Source organism: Kitasatospora sp. NPDC001603, assembly GCF_040298365.1.
Classification (GTDB): Bacteria; Actinomycetota; Actinomycetes; order Streptomycetales; family Streptomycetaceae; genus Kitasatospora.
In genome coordinates this window covers 7,752-33,061 of record NZ_JBEPAA010000029.1, presented here as the reverse complement: position 1 = coordinate 33,061, position 25,310 = coordinate 7,752, and the positions used below count along the sequence as shown (strand labels likewise).

Sequence of the window (25,310 nt, the reverse complement as noted above, 5' to 3'; positions counted from 1 at the left end):
GACAGGGCATCCCCTTCGCGTACGGGCGGCCCCGCGCACCCCCACCGTCCGCCGGGGTCGCTCCCCTCCTCGCGGATGATGTTTACCCCGGCCGCCCCGGAGACGGGCCGCGGCGGGAACCCGGCCGTCGGCCCGGTCGTCCGTCCCGGCGGGTCCACGGGTGGTCGAGGAGCGCTCGACGGCCGATCGGACCCTCTCCCCCGACCAGGCATAGTGGTGGCCGGGCCTCGGCCCCCTCACCTACTCCTGACCTCTTCTCCCGATCGGAGCATCTGGGTGTTCATCGGCCTCGTCACCGCCGTGGCGGCCTCCGCCTGCTACGGCACCGGTTCGGTCCTGCAGGCCGTCGGATCACGTCGCTCCGCCCGGGAGGAGGCCGCCGCCGCGGGCAGCGGCTCGGCCGGGGTCACCGCACACGGCGGGCCCAGCCTCGCCTCCACCGCGAAGGCCGCCGTCACCTGGGAGTTCATCCTGGGCACCGTCCTCGACTTCATCGGGTTCGGACTCGGCGCCCTGGCCGCGCGACTGCTGCCGCTGTTCCTCTCCCAGACCATCATCAGCGCCAATCTGGTGATCACCGCGGTGCTGAGCATCAAGCTGCTCGGCATCCGGCTCAAGCAGCTGGAGTGGGCGTCGATCGGCGTGCTCTGCTCGGCGCTGGTGCTGCTGGCCGTCTCCGCCGGGCCGGAGGGCGGCCACCACGTGGAGATGTCCTTCCACTGGTGGCTGCTGCTGATCACCACCGTGCTGCTGGTCGGCGGCGCCCTGCTGGTGCGGCGGATGGGCGCCAACGGCGCGATCGTCGCCGGCCTGCTCTCCGGCCTCGGCTTCGGCGCGCTCGGCGTCGGCGTGCGGATCCTCAACGGCGTCGAGCCGTTCGACCTCGGCGCGCTGCTCTCCGACCCCGCCCTGTACGCGATCCTGGTCGGCGGCATCGGCGGGATGTACGTGCACACCGTGGCCCTGCAGATCGGCTCGGTGAACGGCGCGACCGCCGCCCTGGTGGTCGGTGAGACGGTGCTGCCCGGCGCCGTCGGCGTCCTCTGGCTCGGCGACTCCTCCAAGGAGGGCCTGGCCTGGCTCGGCGCGGTCGGCTTCCTGCTCGCCGTGGTCTCGGCGGTCGGCGTCGCCTACTTCGGCCAGGACACCCACGGTTCGGCCGGGTCCGACCAGCCGCAGCCCGAACTCACCAAGCGGTAGCGCCGGGCGGCCCCGGGCGGGGCCGCCCGGGCTCAGGCCCCGCTGCGGGCGCGCGGGACGCGCTGGCAGCGGGGGCAGAAGTAACTGGAGCGGTTCATCCAGGCGGCCCGGCGGATCGGGGTGCCGCAGCGGCGGCACGGCTCGTCCTCGCGGCCGTAGGCGTCGAGGTCCCGGGAGAAGTACCCGCTCTCGCCGTTCACGTTGACGTAGAGGCTGTCGAAGCTGGTGCCGCCGACCGCGAGGGCGGCCGTCATCACGTCCCGCGCGTGGGCCAGCAGGACGGCGGCCTGCGGACGGGTCAGCGCCGTGGTCGGGCGGTCGTAGTGCAGCCGGGAGCGCCAGAGCGCCTCGTCCGCGTAGATGTTGCCGACCCCGCTGATCAGCGTCTGGTCCAGCAGCGCCCGCTTGACCGTGGTGCGCCTGGCCCGCAGCGCGGCCACGAAGGCGGCGTCGTCGAAGCGGGGGTCGAGCGGGTCCCGGGCGATGTGCGCGATGGAGAGCGGGGTGCCCTCCGGGTCACCCTCCTCGGCCTCCTCGACGGCCAGCCCGCCGAAGGTCCGCTGGTCGACGAAGCGCAGCTCCCGGCCGCCGTCGGTGAACCGCAGCCGTACCCGCAGGTGCCTCTCGTCGGGCACCGACGGGTCCTGGACGAGCAGTTGGCCGCTCATCCCCAGGTGACCGATCAGCGAGAACCCGCCGACCGGCGAGCCGTCGGCCGCGGTGGACAGCGGCACCCAGAGGTACTTGCCGCGACGCTGCGCGGCGCCGAGCGTGGCCCCGGTCAGCCGCGCGGTGAAGTCGGCCGCACCGGCCGGCTGGCGGCGCACCGCCCGCGGGTGCAGCACGTCGACGGCGGCGACGGTCCGCCCGGCGACCCAGTTCGCCAGACCTCGGCGGACGACCTCTACCTCGGGGAGTTCGGGCACGGGAAACAAGCCTCCTGCGACTGAAACATGCAGGAGGAAGAGTACTGCGTGCTCAGGCGCCGGCGGGCAGGCGGTCGGCGTACTTCTCCTTGATCGCCCGCCAGGCGCTCTCCGCGGCCTTCTGCTCGGCTTCCTTCTTCGAGCGGCCGACGCCGCTGCCGAAGTCCTCGCCGGCCACCCGGGCCGCGGCGGTGAAAGTCTTCTCGTGGTCGGGACCGGACTCCTCGACCACGTACTCCGGCACCCCGATGCCCACCGAGGCGGTGAGCTCCTGGAGGCTGGTCTTCCAGTCCAGGCCCGCGCCCAGCTGGGAGGACTCCTCGATCAGCGGGTCGAAGAGGCGGTGGACGAACTCGGTGGCCGCGTCCAGGCCCTGGTCCAGGTAGACGGCGCCGATCACGGCCTCGACGGTGTCGGCGAGGATCGACGACTTGTCGCGGCCGCCGGTGCCCTCCTCGCCCTTGCCGAGCCGGATGAACGTCCCGAGCTCCAGGCCACGGCCGACGTCGGCGAGCGCGCGGGAGTTGACCACCGCGGCGCGCAGCTTGGCGAGCGTGCCCTCCGGGACGTCCGGGTGGACGCGGTAGAGGGTGTCGGTCACCACCAGGCCCAGCACCGAGTCGCCGAGGAACTCCAGGCGCTCGTTGGTGGGCAGCCCGCCGTTCTCGTACGCGAACGAGCGGTGGGTCAGGGCACGCACCAGAAGGGCGCGCTCGAGCGTGTACCCGAGGCGCCCTTCCAGGACGTCGTATTCGGTCGAAGCCGGCCCGCCGGCCTTTCCGCCGCCCGAAGAAGCCTTCGGGGCGATGGTCGCCTTGCGGGAAGAGTTACTGTCCGACATCGATCCGTACACCCCGCCGATCAGACCGAGAGGACCTGGCGACGGTTGTACGTGCCGCAGCTCGGGCACGCGATGTGGCCGAGCTTCGGCTCGTGGCAGCTGTCGCACGCCACGAGGGCCGGAACGACGGCCTTCCAGTTGGAACGGCGGTGGCGCGTGTTGCTGCGCGACATCTTCCGCTTCGGAACAGCCACGGCTACTTCTCCTGGTTCTCGGCGGCACCCTCACGGGTGTCGCTGTTCTTGATTCCGTCACCCTCGTCGCCGGGGGCGGCGGAGAGTCCCTGCAGAGCCGCCCACCTGGGGTCGGCGGCGTCGTGGTGGTGCGCCGGGTCGTCGCTCAGGCGCGCTCCGCACTCGGAGCACAGGCCCAGGCAGTCTTCCTGGCACACCGGCTGCAGCGGCAGTGCGAGCACCACCGCGTCACGCAGCACCGGCTGGAGGTCGAAGAAGTCGCCCTCCAGACGGTAAGTCTCATCTTCCGAGTCCTCGTCGAGGTCGTCCGTCCCGGCGGTGCGGGCACGGTGACGCTCGTCGGACTCCGGGTAGTAGTACAGCTCCTGGAAGTCCACGTCGAGGTCGTCCTCGACCGGCTCCAGGCACCGCACGCACTCGCCCTCGATCACGGCCTCGGCGGTGCCGGTCACCAGCACGCCCTCGACCACCGACTCCAGGCGGAGCTCCAGCCGCAGTTCGCTCTTCTCCGGGACACCGATCACATCGATGATCCCGAGGCCCTCGGGAGCCTCCAGGGTGCGGGACACCTTGCGCAGCGAGCCCGGGCGACGGCCGAGCTCGTGCGTGTCGAACACGAGTGGGTCGCGGTGGTCGAGGCGGTTCAAGGTGTCCTGACTTCCTGAGAAAACTGATGCGCGGTGCTGCTCACCGGACGATGCGCGGGCAGACCGACGGCCCGACACGGAGAGGCCGGAGTGGTCAGACTACCGGAGTCTCCCGCCAGGCCCAACTTCGCCCACGGAGGGCGAGCGGGCTCAGCGGCCGCCGAGCTCCCGGAGCCTGGTCATGTCGATCATGCTGGTGTCGAAGAAGCTGGTCTCGTCCAGGCCCGGCTGCTGCGGGACGGCCGGCGGGTTGGCGGGCTGCTGCGGGTAGCCGTAGGCGTCGTACTGCTGCGCCGCGTAGCCCTGCTGCTGCTGCGGATAGCCGTAGCCGCCCTGCTCCTGCGCGGCCGGGTACCCCTGCTGCTGGTGCTGCTGCTGGTGCTGCTGCTGCCCGTACCCGTACTGGCCGCCGTACGGATCGCCCTGGCCCGCCGGGTCGAACCCGCCGCCGTACACCTCGGCGTACTGGCCGCCCGGCTGTTGCGCGGCGGCGTACTGGTCGACTCCGGGCGCCTGCCAGCCGGCCGCGGCCGGGGTCTGCTCCGGCCAGGTCTGCTGCTGCGGCACCTCCTCGCGGTACCACGGCACCTCCTCGCCGTCGGCGTCGGTGGCGAAGCCCGCCGCCACCGCCTCGGCGCGGTTCTTGGCCTGCTGGGCCTCGTCGGCGGCGGCCAGGTAGGCACCCAGCTCGTCGATCGGGGCCTTGCCGAGCAGCTTGTCGCGGCCCTTGCCGACCGCCTCCAGCGTCGCGCTGAGGACGTTCTCCAGGGTGGCGAGCTTCACATCGACGTACTCGTCGACCTCGGGGCTCGGGGTGATCCGCGGCTGCGGCCGGAACTCCTCGCCGTCGGTCTCGCCCTCGTACGGGGTCTCGAAGACGCTGGAGTCGCCGCGCAGCTTCGTCCGGCCGCGGCCGACCGCGCCGAGCGTCTTGGTCAGCACGACCTCGAAGTTGGCGAGCTTGCTGTCCACGTAGTCGTCGGCCTCGGCGCGCTTGGTCTCGACCTCGGCACGCGCCTCCGCGAGGATGCGGTCCGCCTCGGCCTGGGCCCGGCGGACCACTTCGGTGTCGGAGATCAGCGAGCCGCGCTCGGCGTGCGCGCCCTGGATGATCCGCTCGGCCTCCGCCTCGGCGCCGGCGACCACCTGCTCGTGGTCGGCCATCACCGACTGGGCCTGGGCCAGCTCGGCGGGCAGTGCCGCCCTGAGGTCCTGGAGCAGGCCGACCAGTTCGGCTCGGTTCACCACGCAGGAGGCCGACATGGGCATCGAGCGGGCGTTCTCGACGGCCGCGACGATCTCGTCGACCTTGTTCTGCACGTCCACGGGGCTTCGTCTTTCCGTGTGCCGCCGACGGTCCGGCGGAGGCAGGCCCGGCGCGGTGGACCTCACCGCAGGGCAGGAACACAGACTTTACGGCCACGGCGGGGCGAGGTCACAACGCCCGGACCGGGCGGCCGGACCGGTCCCCGGACAACTGGTGACGAATCGGCAGAAACGGACCGGCCCGGCTCCGGCCCGGCGGCTACTGGGCCTTCCGCTGCGCGATCCGCTCGACCAGCCGGCGGTGCACCGTCTCCGGCAGCAGGTGCGAGACGTCGCCCCCGTACGAGGCGACCTCCTTGACCAGCGTCGACGACAGGAAGCTGTACGTCGGCGAGGTCGGCAGGAAGAGCGTCTCGACCCCGCTCAGCCCGTGGTTCATCTGGGCCATCTGCAGCTCGTAGTCGAAGTCGCTGACGGCCCGCAGGCCCTTGACGATCGCGGGGATGCCGCGCTCCCGGCAGAAGTCCACCAACAGGCCGAGGTGCGACTCGACCACGATGTTCCCGTACTTGGCGGTGGTCTCCTCGATCAGCGCGATCCGCTCCTCGATGGTGAACATGCCCTGCTTGTTCCGGTTCACCGCCACCGCGACGTGCACCACGTCGTACAGCTTCGAGGCCCGCTCGATGATGTCGAGATGACCGTTGGTGATCGGGTCGAACGATCCGGGGCAGACGGCGCGGCGCATGGCGTGGATGCTCCCTCGTGGGGTGACGGGTCCTGCGGGCCTCGGCCCGCTACGAGTGTGGGCGGCCCTCGGCGGCGGCGCGACCGTACCAGAGCGTGCCCTCGCCGTAGCGGCGCGAGCGCAGTACCTCGAAGCCTTCGGGCCAGCCGAACTCGCCGCCTCGGGTGCTGCGCTCCACGGTGACGAGTGCGTCGGCCGCGAGCCAGCCCCCGGCCAGGAGTGTGATCAGCATCTCGCGCACCTCGTCGTCGGTGACGACGTACGGCGGATCGAGGAAGGCCAGGTCGTACGGGGTCTCCGGGGGCGGTCCCGCGATCACCTTCTCGGCCCGGGAGGCCACCACCACCGCGCCCGGCAGGTCGATCGTCCGGACGTTCTCCCGGATCACCCGGGCCGCCTGGCCGTCGGCCTCGACCAGCAGGACGTGCTCGGCGCCGCGGGACAGCGCCTCCAGGCCGACCGCGCCCGATCCGCCGAACAGGTCGAGCATCCGGGCCCCGTGCAGGGTGCCGCGCAGGGCCTCCAGCGTGGAGAACATCGCCTCGCGGGCCTTGTCGGAGGTCGGGCGGGTGCTCCGGCCGGGCGGTACGGCCAGCCGGCGGCCGCCGGCCGCCCCGGCGATGACGCGGGTCATGGTGGTGGGAGGTCCTTTCGTCGCTGCCCGACCACGCTATACGGCTCCCACCCGAAGGGCCGCCCCGAACCCCTCGCCGCAGCCCCGGCGGAGGGCTGCGGCGAAGGTCGCGGGATCAGCTCGCGTCGGCCGCCGTCGACTGGGGCGGGATCGCCGCGCCGAGCAGCGCCGGCGAGGCGTAGCGGGACCACGAGAGGCAGCCGTCGGGCGGGCAGAACTCGGGGCGGCGCGGGTCGTGCCCGAGCTCGCGCAGCTTGGTGCGGACGGAGTCGGGGGTGCGGCCGAAGCGGGCGGCGATCCGGGCGACGGTCTCGCTGTCGTGGAACCGCCGGACCAGCTCCTCCTCGTGCTGCGGCACCCAGGGGGCGCCGTGTCCGGGGTAGAGCTCGCGCAGCACGTCACGGTCGGGGATGGGCTCGGAGACGTCGGCGACGATCGCCAGGGCCCGGAGCGCGCGGTTGAGCGCGATCCGCAGCGAGGCGACGTCCTCGACCGGCAGGCGGAGCTTGCCCGAGGCGAGCGGCGCGGCGGCCGCCCCCTCGCGCCAGCCGGTCAGGGTGAGGGTGACCTCGCGGTCGTCGTCGCTGGCGAGTTCGATCCGGAAGACCTTGTCGCCGAGCGGGAGCTCGTTGAGATGACGGAATGCCATGGCAGGACCCCCAAGTGTCGTGCCAGGTACGCACCTTGAGGGTGCGTCCTGAACAACTACATTCTCTCGCGGGGGTCTGACAATCGGCCCTGGCGGTCGGCCCCGACGGTCAGCCCGCACGGGCGGCCCGGGGGCCCGCCGGCCGGGCCCCCGGGGGGGCTCAGCCCTTCTCCAGGTACTCCGCGCGGTCGGCGTCCAGCAGGCTCTCCAGCGCGGTGCGCAGGTCCGGGTGGGCGGCCAGCTCCGGGTCCTCGGCGACCAGCCGGGTGGCCTCGGCCCGGGCGGTCACGATGACCTCCTCGTCCTCCAGTACGGAGAGCACCTTCAGCGAGGACTTCACCCCGGACTGCGCCTGGCCCAGCACATCGCCCTCGCGCCGCTGTTCGAGGTCGATCCGGGACAGCTCGAAGCCGTCCAGGGTGGCGGCCACCGCGTCCAGCCGGGCCCGGGCCGGGCTGCCCGCCGGCATGTCGCTGACCAGCAGGCAGAGGCCGGCGGCGCTGCCGCGCCCGACCCGGCCGCGCAACTGGTGCAGCTGGGAGACGCCGAAGCGGTCGGCGTCCATGATCACCATCGCGGTGGAGTTGGGGACGTTGACCCCGACCTCGATCACCGTGGTCGCCACCAGGACGTCCACCGCGCCGGCCGCGAACCGGCGCATCACCTCGTCCTTGGCGTCGGGCGCCAGCCGGCCGTGCAGGATCTCCACCCGCAGCCCGGCCAGCGGGCCCTTCAGCAGCTTCTCGGCGGTCTCGACGACCGACAGCGGGGGGCGCCGGTCGTCGCTCCCGGCGCCCGCGTCGGGCTCCGCGCCGGTGAGCTCCTCCAAGTCCTCGGCCGGGACCGGCCGGCGCTTCCGCTTGGCGTCGGGGGCGGGCTCCTCGTCCCCGATCCGGGGGCAGACCACGTACGCCTGGTGGCCCTTGGCCACCTCCTCGCGGACCCGCTCCCAGGCCCGCGCCAGGAAGTTGGGCTTCTCCAGGGCCGGGACGACATGGGTGGAGATCGGCGAGCGGCCGGCCGGCAACTGGTCCAGCACCGACGTCTCCAAGTCCCCGAAGACGGTCATCGCGACGGTGCGCGGGATCGGCGTGGCCGTCATCACCAGCAGGTGCGGCGGCTGCTCGCCCTTGGCGCGCAGCGCGTCCCGCTGCTCGACGCCGAAGCGGTGCTGCTCGTCCACCACGACCAGGCCGAGGTCCTGGAACTGCACCTTGTCCTCGATCAGCGCGTGGGTGCCGATCGCGATGCCCGCGTCCCCGCAGGCCATGTCGAGCATCGCCTGGCGGCGGGCCGGGACGCCCATCGAGCCGGTCAGCAGCACCACCCGGGTGCCGAGGTCCGAACCGCCCAGCAGGCCGCCCTCGGCCAGGTCCCCCATCATCTCCACGATCGACCGGTGGTGCTGCTGCGCCAGCACCTCGGTGGGCGCCAGCAGGGCGGCCTGGCCGCCCGCGTCGACCACCGCGAGCATGGCGCGCAGCGCGACGAGCGTCTTGCCGGAGCCGACCTCGCCCTGGAGCAGCCGGTGCATCGGGTGTTCGGTGGCCAGGTCCGCGGCGATCTCGGCGGAGACCTTCAACTGGCCGTCGGTGAGGGTGAACGGGAGCCGGGCGTCGAAGGCGTCCAGGAGGCCGCCGGCCCGGGGCTCGCGGGGCTTGGCCGGCAGGGCGGAGTCGGCGGCCCGGCGCTGCGCGAGCGCGACCTGGAGGACGAAGGCCTCGTCCCAGCGGAGCCGGCTCTGGGCGCGCTCGCGGTCGGCCTGGCCGCGCGGGCGGTGGATCAGCTCCAGCGCCTCGGGCAGCGGGATCAGTTCGTGCCGCTCGCGCAGCTCCGCGGGCAGCGGCTCGCCGACGTCGGAGAGGTGCTTGGTGAGGGCGGTCTCGACGCAGAGGGAGAGCTTCCAGCTGGGCATCTGGGCGCTGGCGCCGTAGACCGGGATCAGCCGGCCGGCGAACTGCTGCGCCGCGTCCGACCCGGTGTCCTCGTCGAGCAGTTGGTAGTCCGGCGAGACCAGCTGGCGGGTGCGGTTGAAGACGCCGACCTTGCCGGCGAACAGGCCCTGGGCGCCGGTGCGGAGCTCCTTCTGCCGCCAGCCCTGGTTGAAGAAGACCAGCGAGAGCCGGCTGCGGCCGTCGGTGACGACCACCTCCAGGCGGTCCCCCTTGCGGCCGCGGAACGGGATCAGGGTGACCTTCTCGATCCGGGCCAGCACGGTGACGTGCTCGTCGATCTCCAGCTCGTCCAGGCTGGTGAGCTGGCCGCGCTCGACGTAGCGGCGCGGATAGTGGTGCAGCAGGTCCCCGACCGTGCGCAGCTTGAGGCTGTCGGCGAGCACCTTGGCGGTACGGTCGCCGACGAGCTTGGTCAGTGGTTCATCGAGAGCGCCCATCAGGCCCTTGTTTACACCACCGGACCGACATTCCGGGCGCCACCCGCTGCCCGGCGCCCCGGCCGGACCGCGGCGCCCGCCGCCCGGACCGCTACTCCACGCCGATGAGCAGCGGCGCGGACTCCTGCCCGCCGTGGAAGACGACCGCGTCGACCTCCGGCCGCCGGTGCCGGGCGTGCGCCACCAGCCGGTCGGCCAGCTCCTCGTCCGCGCCGTCGCCGAGGATCAGGGTGACGAGTTCGCCGCCCGCGCCGAGCATCCGGTCGAGCACGCTGGCGCCGACCTCGGCCGGGGCGGCCCCGATCACCACCACGTCCCCGTCGATCAGCCCGAGCACGTCCCCGGCCTGGCAGACCCCGGCCATCGTCCAGGACTCGCCCTCGGCGACGGCGAGCTCGGCGTACCGGGTGGCGCCGGCCGCCGAGGTCATGGCGACCACGTCCTCGTCGAACCGGCGGCCGGCCTCGTGCACGGCGAGGGCGGCCAGCCCCTGGACCGGTGACCGGGTGGGCAGGACGGCGATCCGCACCCCCTCCTCGCGCAGCTGGTCGGCGGCGGCCCCGGCGGCGGCCCGCAGCTCGGGGTCGTTGAGCAGCAGGACGACCTCCCGGGCGCCCGCCCGGCGGACGGCGGCGGCGAGTTCGGCGCTGGCCGGCGGGCGGTCCGGGTCGGCGTGCAGCACGACGGCGCCGGCCTGCTCGCAGAGGTCGGCCAGTCCCGCGCCGGAGACCACCGAGAGCACCGCCCGGGTGCGCTCCTCGTGCTCGCCGCGGTCGTCGGCGGTCCCGGCCCGGGCGGCGGCCTCGGCGAAGTGCGTGATCCGGATCTGGTGCGGCCGCCCGGCCCCCAGCCCGGCCTCCACCGCGGCCCCCGCGTCGTCCACGTGGACGTGCACGTTCCAGAGGCCGTCCCCGCCACCGATCACCAGGGAGTCGCCCAGTCCGGCGAGCCGCTCGCGCAGCGCGGGCAGCGCCTCGTCGGGGGCGTCCAGCAGGTAGATCACCTCGAAGGCGGGGTGGCCCGGGCCGGGCGGCCGGACGTGCCCCTGGCAGCTCTCGACCGGCCGGACGTCACCGCGCAGCGCGACCGGGCCCATCGGCTGGTGGCCGGCCACCGCGTCGGCGAGCGCCCCGAGGACGGCGACCAGGCCGCGCCCGCCGGCGTCCACCACCCCGGCCTCGGCCAGCACGGAGAGCTGCTCGGGAGTGCGCCGCAGCGCGTCCCGGGCGGCCCGGTACGCGGTGTCGGCGACCTGGCCGAGCCCGTCGCCGGCCCGGGTCGCCTCCCGGGCGGCCACCCGGGCGACGGTCAGCAGGGTGCCCTCGACCGGCTCGGCGACCGCCTGGTAGGCGGCGTCCGCGGCCCCCTGGAGGGCGGCCCGCAGCTGGTCGGCGCCACCGCCCCGGGCCAGCTGCTCGGCGGTGCCGCGCAGCCACTGGGCGAGGATCACGCCGGAGTTGCCGCGGGCGCCGACCAGCGCGCCCCGGGCCATCGCCCGGGCGGTCTCGGCGAGCCCGGGGGCCGGGCCGCCCGCCGGGTCGGTGAACCGGCTCTCCACCGCGGCGGCGGCGGACTCCACGGTCAGGTAGAGGTTGGTGCCGGTGTCGCCGTCCGGGACGGGGTAGACGTTGAGTGCGTCGATCTCCTCGCGGGCCTGGCCGAGCGCGCGCAGGGCCAGCTGGCACCAGCTGCGCACGGCCGGGGCGTCGAGCGTGGTCAGCACCAGGTCTCCTCCGGATGGGACGCCGTGATGGCCTGAGGTTGAACGGCGAGGGTTGGTACCGGCAGGTTATCGGGGGCCGGGGGCCGCCGCCGGAAGCGCCGAGCGCGGCGATCACCTGCGCAGACGTGGTAGTTTCGTTGAACGGAAGCAAGCGTTGTATGCTCTTCCGGTTGCCTGGAACAGTCCAGGCTCACCCCATTGATCTGATCTGGTTCACGTGAGTGCTCCGGTGGGTTGGCGGGGTTTCGAACGTAAATGATCTGAAGTCTTGGAGTGACTCCTGTGGCTGCCAACTGCGACGTCTGCGGCAAGGGGCCGGGCTTCGGCAACAGCATCTCCCACTCTCACCGCCGTACCCCCCGTCGTTGGAACCCCAACATTCAGACGGTGCGCGCTGTGATTGGGCGGACGCCGAAGCGGCTCAACGTCTGCACCTCGTGCATCAAGGCCGGTAAGGTCTCGCGCTGACGCGCAGACCGGTAAGCCGGTCCTCCAGGAAGCCGGTCCATCCTCGGATGGGCCGGCTTCCTGTTTCTGGATCCCGGCTCTCCAGTGCCGACCCCTCTCTCCGGGCCTGCCCGGAGCCGCCACGGGCGGGCCCTCGGGCCCGCCCGTGGTCGTTTTGCGGCCCCGGTGCGCTCAGCGCCAGCGCCAGGCGTGGTCCACCGGGCCGATGCCGGACCCGAGCGCGAAGCCGCCGGCGATCGCGCCGGTGATGTAGGCCTTCGCCGAGGCCACCGCCGCGGGCAGCGGTTCGCCCTTGGCCAGCCCGGCGGCGATGGCGCTGGCCAGCGTGCAGCCGGTGCCGTGGGTGTGCCGGTTGTCGTAGCGGGGCGCCCGGTACCAGTGCTCCTCCCCCGGCCCGCCGTACAGCAGGTCGGCGGCCTCGCCCTCCAGGTGCCCGCCCTTCACCAGGACCCAGCGCGGCCCGAGGTCGAGCAGCGCCTTGGCCGCGTCGAGCATCTGCGCCTCGTCCTCGACGGTGCGCCCGGTGAGCTGCGTCACCTCGTGCAGGTTGGGCGTGGCCAGGGTGGCGACCGGCAGCAGCCGCTCCCGGACGGTGGCGACGGCCTCGGCGGCCAGCAGCGCGTCGCCGTGCTTGGAGACGCCGACCGGGTCGACCACCACCGGGGCGTCCACCCCGGTCAGCAGCTCGGAGACGGTCTCGACCAGCTCGATCGAGGCGAGCATCCCGGTCTTCACGGCCTGGACGCCGATGTCGTCCACCACACTGCGGAACTGGGCCCGGACGGCCTCGGCCGGCAGCTCCCAGTAGCCCTGGACACCGAGCGAGTTCTGCGCGGTGACGGCGGTGATCACGCTCATGCCGTGGACGCCGAGGGCCAGCATCGCCTTGAGGTCGGCCTGGATGCCGGCGCCGCCGCCGGAGTCGGATCCGGCGACGGTGAGCACCCGCGGGGGTGCGGAGGAGGGGCCGCCCTGGGGGCGGCCGCCGGGAGCGGGGGCGGAAGACGGGAGGGACATGGGCCCCAACCTACCCGCGCCGCCTCAGAGCACGGCTTCGGATTCCGCCCAGCGGTCCTGCGGCACGGTCTTGAGGTGGGTGACCGCCTCGGCGACCGGCACCAGCTCGATGTCGTTGCCGCGCAGCGCGGTGAAGTGCCCGAAGGCGCCCTTGTGGACGGCCTCCACCGCGTGCCAGCCGAACCGGGTGGCGAGCACCCGGTCCCGGGCGGTGGGGGTGCCGCCGCGCTGGGTGTGGCCGAGGATGACCGGCCGGGCCTCCTTGCCGAGCAGGTTCTCCAGCTCGTTGGCGAGCCGGTTGCCGATCCCGCCGAAGGTCCGGTGGCCGAACTGGTCGACGACGCCGTGGTCGAAGCGCATCGTGCCGGGCATCGGGGCCGAGCCCTCGGCCACCGCGATGATGGCGAACTTCTTGCCCCGGGAGAAGCGGTCCTCGACCATCCGGGCGACCGCCTCGATGTCGAAGGGCTTCTCCGGGATCAGGATGCCGTGGGCGCCGCCGGCCATTCCGGCGGTGAGGGTGATCCAGCCGGTGTGCCGGCCCATCAACTCCACCACCATCACCCGCTGGTGGGATTCGGCGGTGGTCTTCAGCCGGTCGATCGCGTCGGTCGCGACATGGACCGCGGTGTCGAACCCGAAGGTGACGTCGGTCGCGTCGATGTCGTTGTCGATGGTCTTCGGCACGCCGACCACCGGCAGTCCGGCGTCGCTGAACATCTTGGCGGCGGTCAGCGTGCCCTCGCCGCCGATCGCGATCAGCGCGTCGATGCCGATGTCCCGGGCGAGGGTCTCGGCGTTCTCCACCGCCCAGGCGATCCGGTCGCGCTGCACGCGGGCCGAGCCCAGGATGGTGCCGCCGAGGGTGAGCAGGCCGGTGACGTCGTCGTGCGAGATCGGCCGGGTGCGGCCCTCGATCAGGCCGAGGAAGCCGTCCTCGATGCCGACGATCTCGTCACCGTGCACATCGGTTCCCCGGTGCACCACGGAGCGGATCACCGCGTTGAGCCCGGGGCAGTCTCCGCCGCTGGTCAGGACACCGATGCGCATGGTGGCTGTGCTCTCCCGCTCCGCAGTGGTTCAGACCACCCGCGCCCGAGGAGCAGCAGGTGGATCCGGTTCAGCGCAAGCCTACGCCGTCCCCCGGCGCGGGCCCGCGCGCCGCTCGCCGGGGCGCCCCGCGCGTCCGGGCCGATGCGCGCACCCGCGCCGGCCCGCGGCCTCCCGCCGGGCGGCTGACGCCGCGCTCATTCCGCTCACTCCGCTCACTCCGCGAAGTGGTCCCAGCCGCCGACCCGGTCCCAGGGCTCGCCGTCCACCGTCACCCGGCCACCGCGGGACGGCCGGGCCCGGCCGGTCACCTCGCCCACCACCCGCCAGCGGGCGGGCAGTTGGACCCCGCGCGGGAAGGTCGCCACGATCGCGTGGTCCTCGCCGCCGGAGAGCACCCAGACCAGCGGGTCCACCCCGACGGCCTGCCCGATGTCGGCCATCTGCGCCGGGACGTCGAAGTCGGCGGCCCGCAGGTCGATGTCCACCGCGCTGGCCCGGGCGACGTGGCCGAGGTCGGCCACCAGCCCGTCGCTCACGTCGACCATCGCGGTGGCGCCCAACTCGGCGCCGGCCGGGCCCGCGTGGTACGGCGGCTCGGGCCGGCGGTGCGCCTCGACGAAGGCGCGCGGCGAGCGGAACCCGCGCTGCAGCACGGTCAGCCCGGCGGCGGACCAGCCGAGCCAGCCGGTGACGGCGACCACGTCGCCCACCTGAGCCCCGGCGCGCGTCACCGGTGCGCGCCCCTGGAGATCCCCGAGCGCTGTGATGGCGAGGGTGATGACGTCGCCGCGCACCACGTCGCCGCCGACCACCGTGGCACCGGCCACCTGGCACTCGTCGCGCAGCCCGTCCATCAGCTCGGTGGCCCAGGTGGTCGGCAGATCGGCGGGGGTGACCAGGCCGAGCAGGATCGCCGTCGGCACCGCGCCCATCGCGGCCACGTCGGCGAGGTTCTGGGCGGCGGCCTTGCGGCCCACGTCGTAGGCGGTCGACCAGTCCCGGCGGAAGTGCCGGTTCTCGATCAGCACGTCCATGGTGGCGACCACCCGGCCGTCCGGCGTCTTCACCACCGCGGCGTCGTCGCCCGGACCGAGGTCGACCGCGTCGGTGAGCGGTACCCGGGCCGTCAGCTCCCTGATGAGTCCGAACTCGCCGAGCTCGCCCACGGTCCCCTGCATCTGCCGTCCTCTCGCGTTTCCATCCGAATCGGAACTGGTGCCCCCCGCTCCCCCGCGCGCAGCGTACGCCCTCCGGGGGTGCGGAAGTCTCCCCTCCCCGGCCCGCTGCGCGGTAGCGTGGTGATCGGAATGCCGGTGAGTCCGTTCCCCACCCCCGAACGCCCGAGCGGGCGATCACGGCGCCGATCCCCGTTCCCAGCCGCCGGGAGGTCCCCCCGTGGTACAGGCATACATCCTGATCCAGACCGAGGTCGGCAAGGCCACCGCCGTGGCCCGGTCCATCTCCGAGATCCCCGGTGTCCTCCAGGCCGAGGACGTCACCGGACCGTACGACGTGATCGTGCGGGCCGAGGCCGAGACGGTGGACGACCTCGGCCGCCTGGTCGTGGCCAAGGTCCAGCAGGTGGAGGGCATCACCCGCACCCTCACCTGTCCGGTGGTCCACCTGTAGGCCCCGGCTACCATCGGCGGGTGGCCCGAGAACTCCGCGTCCCCCGCTTCCTGACGGCGCTGCCGGCCCCCGTCCGGTGGCTGGCCCTGCCGCTGGCGCTGAGCTGCACCGTCGTGGTGCTGCTCGGCAGCTGGAGCGCGCCCGCGGCGATCGAGGTGCCGAAGCCGACCGGGAGGGCCGCCGGCTACTGCCGGGACCTGGCCGCGGCGCTGCCCCGGGAGGTGCTCGGCCACGCCCGGAAGGACCCGTCGCCCGGCTCCCCGTACGTGGCCGCCTGGGCCAGCTCGCCGCGCACCGTGCTGCGCTGCGGGGTGGACCGGCCGGAGGCGCTGAACGGCGAGCACGCCAAGGACCTCTCCCCCACCATCGACGACGTCACCTGGTGGGCGCAGAAGCTCGACGACGGCGGATACCGGTTCATCACCACGATGCGCCGGGCGTACGTCGAGGTGACCGTCCCCGGCGGGGCCTTCAGCAATCCGCTCGACCCGGTCTCCGCCCTGAACGGCGTGGTGAAGGCCAACATCCCGTAGCGGCCGAGAGCACGGGAAGGGCGGTCCGGGAGCTCCCGGACCGCCCTTGCGCGGGTGTGCGGCTGGTGCTGCCCGGGCGGCTAGCGCAGCCCGGTCGGGCGGCGCAGCGCCGCCTGGAGCAGCCGGTCGATCAGCTCCGGGTACGACAGCCCGCTGGCCTCCCACATCTTCGGGTAGGCCGAGATCGGGGTGAAGCCGGGCATGGTGTTGACCTCGTTGATCATCCAGCTGCCGTCGTCCAGCAGGAAGAAGTCCACCCGGGCCAGGCCCTCGCAGCCGAGCGCCTCGAACGCGGCGACCGCCTGACGGCGGATCTCGGCGAGCTCGGCCGCACCGAGTTCGGCCGGGATGCGCACCTCGGAGGAGTCGATGTACTTGGCCTCGAAGTCGTAGAACTCGTAGTCGCCGCCGACCAGGACCTCGGCCGGGACGCTGGCCCGCGGGCCGTCCTCGAACTCCAGCACCCCGCACTCGATCTCGCGCCCGGACACCCCGGCCTCGATGATCAGCTTGGGGTCGTGCCGACGGGCCTCCTCGATCGCGGCGTCCAGCCCGGCGAGGTCCTTGACCTTGGTGATGCCGATGCTGGAGCCGGCCCGGCAGGGCTTCACGAACACCGGCAGACCGAGTTCCCCGACCCGCTCGCGGACGGCGGCGCGGCCGGCCTCGCTCTCCCACTCCCGCGGCCGGACGATGGTGTACGAGCCGACGCCCAGGCCGTGCGAGGCCAGCACCCGCTTGGTGAACTCCTTGTCCATGCCCACCGCGCTGGAGAGCACGCCGTTGCCGACGTACGGCACTCCGGACAGCTCCAGCAGGCCCTGGAGGGTGCCGTCCTCGCCCCAGGGGCCGTGCAGCAGCGGGAAGACCACGTCGACCTCGCCGAGCGCCTTCGGCACCGTCCCCGGCTCGCTCCAGACCACCTCGCGGCTGTCCGGGCTGACCGGCAGCACGACCTGGCCGTCGACGGCCTCGGCGACCTGGGCGACGTCCGGCAGCCGGCCGTCGGTGATGGCCATCCGGGCCGGATCGTCGCTGACCAGCGCCCAGCGGCCCTCGTGGGTGATGCCGATCGGCAGCACGTCGTACTTCTCGCGGTCGATCGCCCTGAGCACGCTGCCCGCGGTGGACACCGAGATGGCGTGCTCGGAGCTGCGGCCACCGAAGACGAGCGCTACGCGCGGCTTCGCGGACGGATTCGGGGGGGTCTGTTCGATGCTCATATCGGGTGTGAGACTACCGTGCGAGCCGTTTCCGGGACGTCAACCGCCCCGGTCGCCCGGCGTCGCACGGTCAGTGCCGCTCGGCCTTGGCCGAGCGCGACATCAGCGCCCGCAGCGCCTCCTGGGTGGGGCGCCCGTTGTGCACCACGTCCACCACGGCCTCGACGATCGGCATGTCGACGCCGCTGCGCCGGGCCAGGTCGAGCACGGACTCGCAGGACTTGACGCCCTCCGCGGTCTGCCGGGTGGCCGCGATGGTCTCGGCCAGCGACATCCCGCGGCCGAGGTTGGTGCCGAAGGTGTGGTTGCGGGAGAGCGGCGAGGAGCAGGTCGCCACCAGGTCGCCCATCCCGGCGAGCCCGGCGAAGGTGTACGCGTCGGCGCCGAGCGCCAGCCCCAGCCGGGTCGTCTCGGCCAGGCCCCGGGTGATCAGCGTGGCCTTGGTGTTGTCGCCGAGGCCCATGCCGTCCGCCATGCCGACCGCCAGGCCGATCACGTTCTTCACCGCGCCGCCCAGCTCGCAGCCGATCACGTCGGTGTTGGTGTAGGGGCGGAAGTACGGCGTGTGGCAGGCCGCCTGGAGCCGCTTGGCGACCGCCTCGTCGGTGCAGGCCACCACGCTCGCGGCGGGCTGCCGGTTGGCGATCTCCCGGGCCAGGTTGGGGCCGCTGACGACGGCCACCCGCTCCGCCCCGACCTTCGCGACCTCGGCGATGACCTCGCTCATCCGCTTGGCGGTGCCGAGTTCGATGCCCTTCATCAGGCTCACCAGCACGGTCTGCGGCTCGATCAGCGGGGCCCAGGCGGCGAGGTTCTCGCGCAGCGTCTGGGAGGGCACCGCGAGCACCGCGAAGTCGGCGCCGGCCAGGGCCCGCGCCGGGTCCACGGTGGCCCGGACCGACCCGGGCAGCGGGACGCCGGGCAGGTAGTCGGGGTTGACGTGGGTGGTGTGGATCGCGTCCACCAGCTCCGGCCGGCGCCCCCAGAGGGTGACCTCGCAGCCCGCGTCGGCCAGCACCATCGCGAACGCGGTCCCCCAGGAACCCGTTCCGAACACGGCACATCGGGTCACTTGCCGGCCTCCTCGGTGCTGTTCTTGCGCGTGCCGGCGGCCCGCTGCCGCTCGGCGGCGGCCGCCTCCGCCCGGTGCCGGGCCGCCGTGCGCATGTCGTAGCGCTCGGCCGGCGGCTCCTCGCCGCGGATGTCGGCCAGCACGGCGGTGATCGCCCGCATGATGTCCTCGGTCGCGTCCCGGAGCACCTGGGCGGTCAGCTCCTGGCCCTGGTACTTGCTCAGGTCCACGGCCGGCCCGGCCGCCACCGTCACCCGGTGCCGCGGGAACAGGTTGAACCGGCCCTTCCCCGAGCCGCCCCGGCCGTACGGCGGGATGATCTCGTGCGCGCCCCAGTGCGCCACCGGGATCACCGGCGCACCGGTCATCAGCGCGACCCGGGCCACCCCGCTCTTGCCGGTCATCGGCCACAGGTCCGGGTCCCGGGTGAGCGTGCCCTCCGGGTAGAACTGGACGCACTGGCCGCCGTTCACCGCGTCGATGGCCGCCCGGAACGCGTGCGCGGCGTCGGTCGACTCGCGGAACACCGGGATCTGGCCGGTCTTGCGCAGCATGAAGCCGATGAACGGGACCGAGAACAGCGAGGACTTGCCGAGGATCCGCGGCGGCCGCCCGCTGTTGTACTGCCAGTGCGCGTAGACCACCGGGTCGATGATCGAGTTGTGGTTGACGGCGGCGATGAAGCCGCCCTCCTTCGGCAGGTGCTCCCAGCCCCGCCAGTCTGGCTTGACCAGCGCGGTCGTCACCGGCTTCACCAGCACGGCCGCGAAGCGGTACCAGATGCCGTAATCGGCGTTGCCGAAGCCGGCATACGAGCGGCGGGCCACCCCAGGTCCTCCTCATCCGGTGCGGCACGCGGGGTGCCGCAGTCTCTCGCCTCCCGCGACCCCCGTCGGACGGGGTCGGGGCGCGGAACAGTCTCGCCCGACCGCGGAGCGGCTGTCGAGCAACCCCGCCAGCACGTCGGGCGGGCGTGACCAAACGCACGTCCGCACAGTTCGGACGGCCTGGCGAGGGTTCCGGGACCGGCGTCACAATGACGCCGATGACCCAGGACACCGTACGCCCCAGCGGGCCCGTCGCGCCCCCCGCACCCACCGCAGGCTGGTCGCTGGTGCTGCCGCTCAAGCGGCTCGCCCTGGCGAAGACCCGGTTGGCGCCCTTCGCCGGGCCGCACCGCGCGGACCTGGCGCTCTCCTTCGCCCTGGACACCGTGACCGCCGCGCTGGCCACCCCGGGCGTGTCCCGCGTCCTGGTGGTCACCCGGGACGGCGCCGCCGGCGAGCGGCTGGCCGCGCTGGGCGCGGTCGTCGTCGGCGACGAACCGGGCGGCGGCCTCAACGACGCGCTGGCGCACGGCGCGGCGGCCGCGCTGGCGCTCGCCCCGCACGCCCCGCTGGCCGCGCTCTCCGCCGACCTGCCGGCCCTGCGCCCGGCCGAACTGGCCCGGGTGCTGGCCGCGGCCCGGCCGGCCGGGCGGTCCTTCCTGGCCGACGCCCCCGGGTCGGGCACCACGCTGCTGGCCCGCTCCCCCGGCGGTCCGCTCGCACCCGCCTTCGGCGACGGCTCCCGGGCCCGGCACGCGGCCGGCGGCGCCCGCGAACTGCGGCTGGACGACGTGGAGTCGGTGCGCCGGGACGTGGACACCGGCGCCGACCTCGGCGCGGCGCTCGCACTCGGCGTCGGCCCGCACACCGGCGCGCTGTCGGCCCGGCTCGCGCAGGCGCTCGGACTCCCCGCCGCGAACCGCTCCGGACGGGCGCGCGAGCAATTCTGACCCCCGCTCCGGACGGGCGTGCCAGCAACTCCCCATCCGCGCCGGGCCGTCTCCGCGAGCTGCCCCGGGGGCCTGTCGGTGCTGCTCGCTATGCTGCTTCCATGCAGGCCACCGCGTTCACCTTCGACCCCGCCACCCGGGCCGGCTCCGTGCTGCTCGACGACGGGACCCCGGTGCCGTTCGACGCCGCCGCCTTCGACGCCGGCGGCCTGCGGCTGCTGCGCCCCGGCCAGCGGGTGCGGATCCGCACCGAGGGCGCGGGCGACGCCCGCCGGGTGGTCTTCCTGACGCTGCAGACCTTCCCGGACCCGGCCGAGGCCTGACCGGGCCCGCGCCGCTCCACAGCCGCGCGCCGGGGCCGGGACGGGCCCCGGAAAACCGAAGAGCCGTGGCGGCCCGACCACCCGGAATTCCGGGAGGGGGTGCGCCACGGCCCTGGAGAGCCGTCCGAGGACTACTTCGCGCTGGTCTTGCGCGCGGTGGTCTTGCGGGTGGCGGTCTTCTTCGCGGGAGCCGTCTTCTTGGCCGTGGCGGTCGCCTTCTTGGCGGTGGCCGTGGTCTTCTTGGCGGCGGCCGTGGTCGCCGTCTTCTTGGCGGCGGTGGCGGTCTTCTTGGTCGCGGCGGCCGTGGTCTTCTTGGCGGCGGCGGCCGTGGTCTTCTTGGTGGCGGTCGCCTTCTTGGCGGGGGTGGCCGTGGTCTTCTTGGCGGCGGCCGTGGTCGCCGTCTTCTTGGCAGCGGCCTTCTTGGTGGCGGCCGGGGCCGCGGCGGCGGCCGAGGCGGCGCGCTTGGTGGCGGCGCGCTTGGCGGCCGGGGTCGCGGCGACACCGCTCTTGCCCGGGGTGAGGGAGCCCTTGGGGGCCTTCTTCACCGAGGGGCCTTCCTTCGGCAGCTTCTTGCTGCCGCTGACCAGGTCCTTGAAGCCCTGGCCGGGACGGAAGCGGGGCACCGAGGTCTTCTTGACCTTGACCTTCTCGCCGGTCTGCGGGTTGCGGGCGAAGCGCGCGGAGCGCTCCACCTTCTCAAAGGTGCCAAAACCGGTGACCGACACCCGGTCACCGGCCACGACGGCGCGGACCATGGTGTCGAGCACTGCGTCGACGGCCTCTGCGGCAGCCTTGCGACCGCCCAGCTGCTCGGCCACCGCTTCGACAAGCTGAGCCTTGTTCACGTCTTCCCCTTCGGAAACGGGCGCCGGATGATTCCATCCGTTCATTTCGCACGTTAGGTATGTATCTGCGGACTTTCAATTACCAAACGCGCGAATCACCCTAGTGTCGCAATGGATTTGCGCGTCGGCGACCTCAGGCGACGGGCGGGCGCCCCTCGTCGAGGTCATGCACAAAGCGACTCAACCGCCTTGCCGCCTCCGGAAGATCGCGCTTGGCGGCCTCGGTGACGATCAGGAGTTGACGGGTGAGAGCGGTCTTTGCATCGGCAGACACGTTCAGCGCATGCACGCGGGCGTGAGCTTGCTTCAACCGCTCGGCCACAAGCGCGTAGAGCGCTGCGACTTCCGGGTCGTCCGGCCCCTCAGCAGGTGAGGTGGCGGCGTCCGGCCGATCGTCAATTCGGCGTTCGGATCCCCGGCCCGTGGACTCCGGTGACGCGGGTTCGCCGCCCGCGTACGGAGGTTCATGGTGCCGGTGCATGTACTGATTGTGCCATCTACCCGCAGTTGTGCTTGCGCGGGGCCTCTGCGGCAATGCCAAATCGGCAATCGGGGGCCGGCGCCGGGGGGTAACTCCGGGCCCGGAACGGCGGATGGTCCGCCCCCCCGAGGGGAGGCGGACCATCCGGTGGAACGTCAGAATGCTTGTTCTCCCGAGCCGCTCAGGCGACCGGCAGAGTACGCGGCTTGAAGGCGGGCCGGGTCTGTTCGAAGGCCGCGATGTCGGGCTCGTTCTGCAGGGTGATGCTGATGTCGTCCAGCCCGTTCAGCAGCCGCCAACGGACATTGTCGTCCAGCTCGAACGGGGCCGTGACGCCCTCGGCGCGCACCTCGCGGGCCTCCAGGTCGACGGTGATCCCGGCCGTCGGATCGGCCTCCACCAGCGCCCAGAGCCGCTCCACCGTCTCCTGCGGCAGCACGACCGTGAGCAGGCCGTTCTTCAGCGAGTTGCCGCGGAAGATGTCGGCGAAGCGGGACGAGACGACCGCGTGGAACCCGTAGTTCTGCAATGCCCAGACGGCGTGCTCCCGGGAGGAGCCGGTGCCGAATTCGGGGCCGGCCAGCAGGACGGTCGCGCCCTGGTACTCGGGCCGGTTCAGGACGAACGACTCGTCCTTGCGCCAGGCCTCGAACAGGCCGTCCTCGAAACCGGAACGAGTGACCTTCTTGAGCCAATGGGCCGGGATGATCTGGTCGGTGTCGACGTTGCTGCGGCGCAGCGGCACGGCGCGACCGGTGTGGGTGGTGAACTTCTCCATGCTGCTCAGGCCTCCACAGCGACGTCGGACGGGAGATCGGCGGGTGCGGCCAGTCGGCCGAGCACCGCGGTCGCGGCGGCGACCTGCGGCGACACCAGGTGGGTGCGGCCGCCCTTGCCCTGACGGCCCTCGAAGTTGCGGTTCGAGGTGGACGCGCAGCGCTCGCCGGGGGCCAGCTGGTCGGGGTTCATGCCCAGGCACATCGAGCAGCCCGCGTGGCGCCACTCGGCGCCGGCGGCGGTGAACACCTTGTCCAGGCCCTCCTCGACGGCCTGCAGGGCGACCCGCACCGAGCCGGGGACGACCAGCATCCGCACGCCCTCGGCGATGGTCCGGCCGTCCAGGATGGCCGCGGCGGCCCGCAGGTCCTCGATCCGGCCGTTGGTGCAGGAGCCGACGAAGACGGCGTCCACCGCGACCTCGCGCAGCGGGGTGCCGGCCTCCAGGCCCATGTACTTCAGGGCGTTCTCGGCGGCGATCCGCTCCTGCGGGTCGGCGAAGGAGGCCGGGTCCGGCACCTGGGCGCCGAGCGGCGCGCCCTGGCCCGGGTTGGTGCCCCAGGTGACGAACGGGGTCAGCTGGGTCGCGTCGATGAAGATCTCGTGGTCGAAGACCGCGTCCTCGTCGGTGCCCAGGGTCTTCCAGTACTCGACCGCGGCGTCCCAGTCCTCGCCCTTCGGCGCGTGCGGACGGCCCTCCAGGTAGTCGAAGGTGGTCTGGTCGGGGGCGATCATCCCGGCCCGGGCGCCCGCCTCGATGGACATGTTGCAGATGGTCATCCGGGCCTCCATGGAGAGGCTGCGGATGGCCGAGCCGCGGTACTCCAGGACGTAGCCCTGGCCGCCGCCGGTGCCGATCCGGGTGATGATCGCCAGGATCAGGTCCTTGGCCGTGACGCCCTCGGGCAGCTCGCCCTCGACGGTGATCGCCATCGTCCTGAACGGCGCCAGCGGGAGGGTCTGGGTGGCCAGGACGTGCTCGACCTGGCTGGTGCCGATGCCGAACGCCAGGGCGCCGAAGGCGCCGTGGGTGGAGGTGTGGGAGTCGCCGCAGACCACGGTGGTGCCCGGCTGGGTCAGCCCGAGCTGCGGGCCGACCACGTGCACGACGCCCTGCTCGACGTCGCCCAGCGAGTGGATCCGGACGCCGAACTCGGCCGCGTTGCGGCGCAGGGTCTCCAGCTGGATCCGCGAGACCGGGTCGGCGATCGGCTTGTCGATGTCCAGGGTCGGGGTGTTGTGGTCCTCGGTCGCGATCGTGAGATCGGTCCGGCGGACCGTGCGCCCGGCCAGCCGGAGGCCGTCGAAGGCCTGCGGGCTGGTGACCTCGTGGAGCAGGTGCAGGTCGATGAAGAGCAGGTCGGGCTCGCCCTCCGCGCGCCGGACGACGTGGTCGTCCCAGACCTTCTCTGCGAGTGTCCGTCCCATCGGATTCCCTCCAGCCGGCCGCGTTGCCGGCCTTCTCGTGTTCATCGGGGTCACTGCCTGCGCCGCCCTGTGAGGCGCGCCGCGTGACCTGCACGCCGGATCGGTGTCCACCATGCGGACACTCTGTTGAGGCCGCATTCTGGATGTCTCCCGGGCTGCTGCATCCAGAGTGGCGCTTTTCTCGCCGGATTGAACTTGCGTCTCGCGGAATGAGACTGCAGTCTTAGGGCATGGACAACTCTAGCGGCGTCGGCGTTCTCGACAAGGCCGCTCTGGTGCTGAGCGCACTGGAGTCGGGCCCCGCCACGTTGGCGGGGCTGGTCGCCGCCACCGGTCTGGCGCGGCCCACGGCCCACCGGCTCGCCGTCGCACTCGAACATCACCGACTGGTCACCAGGGACATGCAGGGCCGGTTCATCCTCGGCCCCCGTCTCTCCGAACTCTCCGCCGCGGCGGGCGAGGACCGGCTGCTCGCCACCGCGGGCCCGGTCCTGACCCATCTGCGCGACGTCACCGGCGAGAGCGCACAGCTCTACCGCCGGCAGGGCGAGATGCGGATCTGCGTCGCCGCCGCCGAGCGGCTCTCCGGCCTGCGGGACACCGTCCCGGTCGGCAGCACCCTGCCGATGAAGGCCGGCTCGGCCGCACAGGTCCTGCTCGCCTGGGAGGAGCCCGAGCGGCTCCACCGGGGCCTCCAGGGCGCCCGGTTCACCGCGACCGCGCTGAGCGGCGTCCGGCGCCGCGGCTGGGCCCAGTCGATCGGCGAGCGCGAGCCGGGTGTGGCGTCCGTCTCGGCCCCCGTGCGCGGCCCCTCCAACCGGGTCGTGGCCGCCGTCTCCGTCTCCGGTCCGATCGAGCGCCTGACCCGCCACCCGGGCCGGCTGCACGCCCAGGCCATCATCGAGGCCGCCAACCGGCTCACCGAGGCCCTGCGCCGCGGCTGACCGCCCCTACCCGCCGACGTCGAAAAGGGCCCGCGCACCTCGGTGCGCGGGCCCTTTTCCGAATCACCCGGAAATGCGGGCGGAAAACACAAAAGGCCCCGGCGGACCAGGGCCTTGCTAATTTCTGGCTGGGGTACCAGGACTCGAACCTAGACTAAGTGAACCAGAATCACTCGTGCTGCCAATTACACCATACCCCAACAAAGCAATCAGCCGATGGGCAAGCCCACCGGCTTAATGCTCTGGTACCCCCGACCGGATTCGAACCGGCGCTACTGCCGTGAGAGGGCAGCGTGCTAGGCCGCTACACAACGGGGGCATCCTGGCGATCCCTTGCGGGATCAGTACCCCCGACCGGATTCGAACCGGCGCTACTGCCGTGAGAGGGCAGCGTGCTAGGCCGCTACACAACGGGGGCTTTCCAGGCGATCCCTTGCGGGATCAGTACCCCCGACCGGATTCGAACCGGCGCTACTGCCGTGAGAGGGCAGCGTGCTAGGCCGCTACACAACGGGGGCTT

The 25,310-nt window shown here is 73.1% G+C and carries 27 protein-coding genes and 4 tRNA genes; 7 read left to right on the top strand and 24 right to left on the bottom strand.

Annotated elements, in window-relative coordinates; all coding sequences use genetic code 11:
• Positions 1–276: 276 nt before the first annotated feature.
• Entirely contained in the window at positions 277–1,200 is a 924-nt protein-coding gene (locus ABT263_RS19575) for a DMT family protein (RefSeq protein ID WP_352291635.1), read from the top strand.
• Positions 1,201–1,232: 32 nt separating this feature from the next.
• Here ABT263_RS19575 and mutM read toward each other — a convergent pair whose 3' ends face one another.
• The 10 genes from mutM to ABT263_RS19525 all read right to left on the bottom strand — a co-directional run bounded on the left by mutM (position 1,233) and on the right by ABT263_RS19525 (position 11,220).
• The gene (gene mutM / locus ABT263_RS19570) at positions 1,233–2,126 is read right to left on the bottom strand and encodes a bifunctional DNA-formamidopyrimidine glycosylase/DNA-(apurinic or apyrimidinic site) lyase (protein ID WP_352291633.1); all 894 of its coding nucleotides are present in this window, start codon (positions 2,124–2,126) and stop codon (positions 1,233–1,235) included.
• A gap of 52 nt (positions 2,127–2,178) precedes the next feature.
• The gene (rnc, locus tag ABT263_RS19565; protein ID WP_329489751.1) at positions 2,179–2,967 is read right to left on the bottom strand and encodes a ribonuclease III; all 789 of its coding nucleotides are present in this window, start codon (positions 2,965–2,967) and stop codon (positions 2,179–2,181) included.
• 20 nt (positions 2,968–2,987) lie between these two features.
• On the bottom strand, positions 2,988–3,161 hold the full coding sequence (gene rpmF, locus ABT263_RS19560) for a 50S ribosomal protein L32 (RefSeq protein ID WP_188303282.1): 174 nt from the start codon (positions 3,159–3,161) through the stop codon (positions 2,988–2,990).
• A 2-nt stretch (positions 3,162–3,163) separates the two neighbouring features.
• Positions 3,164–3,808, bottom strand: coding sequence for a YceD family protein (locus ABT263_RS19555; protein WP_329489750.1), 645 nt, complete (start codon positions 3,806–3,808; stop codon positions 3,164–3,166).
• Between the two features lie 150 nt (positions 3,809–3,958).
• Positions 3,959–5,134, bottom strand: a complete 1,176-nt coding sequence (locus ABT263_RS19550) for a F0F1 ATP synthase subunit B (protein WP_352291631.1) — start codon at positions 5,132–5,134, stop codon at positions 3,959–3,961.
• 199 nt (positions 5,135–5,333) lie between these two features.
• Positions 5,334–5,822 carry a pantetheine-phosphate adenylyltransferase gene (gene coaD, locus ABT263_RS19545; RefSeq protein ID WP_329489748.1) on the bottom strand — a complete coding sequence of 163 codons (489 nt, stop codon included), beginning with the start codon at positions 5,820–5,822 and terminating at the stop codon, positions 5,334–5,336.
• A gap of 49 nt (positions 5,823–5,871) precedes the next feature.
• Positions 5,872–6,456, bottom strand: a complete 585-nt coding sequence (rsmD, locus tag ABT263_RS19540; protein ID WP_329489747.1) for a 16S rRNA (guanine(966)-N(2))-methyltransferase RsmD — start codon at positions 6,454–6,456, stop codon at positions 5,872–5,874.
• Positions 6,457–6,571: 115 nt separating this feature from the next.
• Entirely contained in the window at positions 6,572–7,105 is a 534-nt protein-coding gene (locus tag ABT263_RS19535; protein ID WP_352291629.1) for a hypothetical protein, read from the bottom strand.
• A 160-nt stretch (positions 7,106–7,265) separates the two neighbouring features.
• Positions 7,266–9,497: an ATP-dependent DNA helicase RecG gene (gene recG / locus ABT263_RS19530; RefSeq protein ID WP_352291627.1), complete on the bottom strand. Its 2,232-nt coding sequence runs from the start codon at positions 9,495–9,497 to the stop codon at positions 7,266–7,268.
• A gap of 91 nt (positions 9,498–9,588) precedes the next feature.
• Entirely contained in the window at positions 9,589–11,220 is a 1,632-nt protein-coding gene (locus ABT263_RS19525; RefSeq protein ID WP_352291625.1) for a DAK2 domain-containing protein, read from the bottom strand.
• A 282-nt stretch (positions 11,221–11,502) separates the two neighbouring features.
• On the opposite strand from ABT263_RS19525, the gene rpmB reads away from it, so the two are divergent.
• Positions 11,503–11,688 (top strand): 50S ribosomal protein L28, encoded by a 186-nt coding sequence (gene rpmB / locus ABT263_RS19520; protein WP_014138233.1) that lies wholly within the window; start codon positions 11,503–11,505, stop codon positions 11,686–11,688.
• Between the two features lie 171 nt (positions 11,689–11,859).
• Here rpmB and thiD read toward each other — a convergent pair whose 3' ends face one another.
• The 3 genes from thiD to ABT263_RS19505 form a co-directional block, all read right to left on the bottom strand.
• Complete coding sequence (thiD, locus tag ABT263_RS19515; protein WP_352291623.1) at positions 11,860–12,705, bottom strand: bifunctional hydroxymethylpyrimidine kinase/phosphomethylpyrimidine kinase; 846 nt, start codon at positions 12,703–12,705, stop codon at positions 11,860–11,862.
• A 24-nt stretch (positions 12,706–12,729) separates the two neighbouring features.
• Positions 12,730–13,755 carry a 6-phosphofructokinase gene (locus tag ABT263_RS19510; RefSeq protein ID WP_329489742.1) on the bottom strand — a complete coding sequence of 342 codons (1,026 nt, stop codon included), beginning with the start codon at positions 13,753–13,755 and terminating at the stop codon, positions 12,730–12,732.
• A 215-nt stretch (positions 13,756–13,970) separates the two neighbouring features.
• A complete protein-coding gene (locus ABT263_RS19505) occupies positions 13,971–14,936 on the bottom strand; it encodes a thiamine-phosphate kinase (protein WP_329489741.1) in 966 nt (321 codons plus the stop codon).
• A gap of 217 nt (positions 14,937–15,153) precedes the next feature.
• Here ABT263_RS19505 and ABT263_RS19500 point away from each other — a divergent pair, with 217 nt between their 5' ends.
• Both ABT263_RS19500 and ABT263_RS19495 read left to right on the top strand, forming a co-directional pair.
• A complete protein-coding gene (locus ABT263_RS19500; protein WP_329489740.1) occupies positions 15,154–15,387 on the top strand; it encodes an Lrp/AsnC family transcriptional regulator in 234 nt (77 codons plus the stop codon).
• A gap of 20 nt (positions 15,388–15,407) precedes the next feature.
• Positions 15,408–15,920: a DUF3515 domain-containing protein gene (locus tag ABT263_RS19495; protein WP_352291621.1), complete on the top strand. Its 513-nt coding sequence runs from the start codon at positions 15,408–15,410 to the stop codon at positions 15,918–15,920.
• 80 nt (positions 15,921–16,000) lie between these two features.
• On the opposite strand, the gene ABT263_RS19490 is transcribed toward ABT263_RS19495, so the two are convergent.
• The 3 genes from ABT263_RS19490 to ABT263_RS19480 all read right to left on the bottom strand — a co-directional run bounded on the left by ABT263_RS19490 (position 16,001) and on the right by ABT263_RS19480 (position 19,042).
• Positions 16,001–17,143: a D-alanine--D-alanine ligase family protein gene (locus ABT263_RS19490; protein ID WP_352291619.1), complete on the bottom strand. Its 1,143-nt coding sequence runs from the start codon at positions 17,141–17,143 to the stop codon at positions 16,001–16,003.
• 70 nt (positions 17,144–17,213) lie between these two features.
• Positions 17,214–18,215, bottom strand: coding sequence for an NAD(P)H-dependent glycerol-3-phosphate dehydrogenase (locus ABT263_RS19485; RefSeq protein ID WP_329489737.1), 1,002 nt, complete (start codon positions 18,213–18,215; stop codon positions 17,214–17,216).
• On the bottom strand, positions 18,212–19,042 hold the full coding sequence (locus ABT263_RS19480; protein ID WP_352291617.1) for a lysophospholipid acyltransferase family protein: 831 nt from the start codon (positions 19,040–19,042) through the stop codon (positions 18,212–18,214). Before ABT263_RS19480 ends, ABT263_RS19485 begins: the two co-directional genes overlap by 4 nt.
• 218 nt (positions 19,043–19,260) lie before the next feature.
• On the opposite strand from ABT263_RS19480, the gene cofC reads away from it, so the two are divergent.
• A complete protein-coding gene (gene cofC / locus ABT263_RS19475) occupies positions 19,261–19,992 on the top strand; it encodes a 2-phospho-L-lactate guanylyltransferase (RefSeq protein ID WP_352291615.1) in 732 nt (243 codons plus the stop codon).
• Positions 19,993–20,093: 101 nt separating this feature from the next.
• A complete protein-coding gene (locus ABT263_RS19470) occupies positions 20,094–20,315 on the top strand; it encodes a hypothetical protein (RefSeq protein WP_329489734.1) in 222 nt (73 codons plus the stop codon).
• Positions 20,316–20,446: 131 nt separating this feature from the next.
• Here the strand turns inward: ABT263_RS19470 and ABT263_RS19465 are convergent, their stop codons facing one another.
• From ABT263_RS19465 to leuC, 4 genes are all read right to left on the bottom strand, one after another.
• Positions 20,447–21,160, bottom strand: coding sequence for an HU family DNA-binding protein (locus ABT263_RS19465; RefSeq protein WP_352291613.1), 714 nt, complete (start codon positions 21,158–21,160; stop codon positions 20,447–20,449).
• A gap of 133 nt (positions 21,161–21,293) precedes the next feature.
• Positions 21,294–21,641 (bottom strand): SCO5555 family protein, encoded by a 348-nt coding sequence (locus tag ABT263_RS38910; RefSeq protein ID WP_380388343.1) that lies wholly within the window; start codon positions 21,639–21,641, stop codon positions 21,294–21,296.
• Between the two features lie 181 nt (positions 21,642–21,822).
• Positions 21,823–22,419: a 3-isopropylmalate dehydratase small subunit gene (gene leuD, locus ABT263_RS19455; RefSeq protein WP_329489732.1), complete on the bottom strand. Its 597-nt coding sequence runs from the start codon at positions 22,417–22,419 to the stop codon at positions 21,823–21,825.
• A 5-nt stretch (positions 22,420–22,424) separates the two neighbouring features.
• Complete coding sequence (gene leuC / locus ABT263_RS19450; RefSeq protein WP_329489731.1) at positions 22,425–23,846, bottom strand: 3-isopropylmalate dehydratase large subunit; 1,422 nt, start codon at positions 23,844–23,846, stop codon at positions 22,425–22,427.
• 230 nt (positions 23,847–24,076) lie between these two features.
• Here leuC and ndgR point away from each other — a divergent pair, with 230 nt between their 5' ends.
• Complete coding sequence (gene ndgR / locus ABT263_RS19445) at positions 24,077–24,790, top strand: IclR family transcriptional regulator NdgR (protein WP_148642806.1); 714 nt, start codon at positions 24,077–24,079, stop codon at positions 24,788–24,790.
• 125 nt (positions 24,791–24,915) lie between these two features.
• On the opposite strand, the gene ABT263_RS19440 is transcribed toward ndgR, so the two are convergent.
• From ABT263_RS19440 to ABT263_RS19425, 4 genes are all read right to left on the bottom strand, one after another.
• Positions 24,916–24,990, bottom strand: a tRNA-Gln gene (locus ABT263_RS19440).
• 43 nt (positions 24,991–25,033) lie between these two features.
• Positions 25,034–25,109, bottom strand: a tRNA-Glu gene (locus ABT263_RS19435).
• Positions 25,110–25,135: 26 nt separating this feature from the next.
• A tRNA-Glu gene (locus ABT263_RS19430) sits at positions 25,136–25,208 on the bottom strand.
• 27 nt (positions 25,209–25,235) lie between these two features.
• Positions 25,236–25,308, bottom strand: a tRNA-Glu gene (locus ABT263_RS19425).
• Positions 25,309–25,310: the final 2 nt, after the last annotated feature.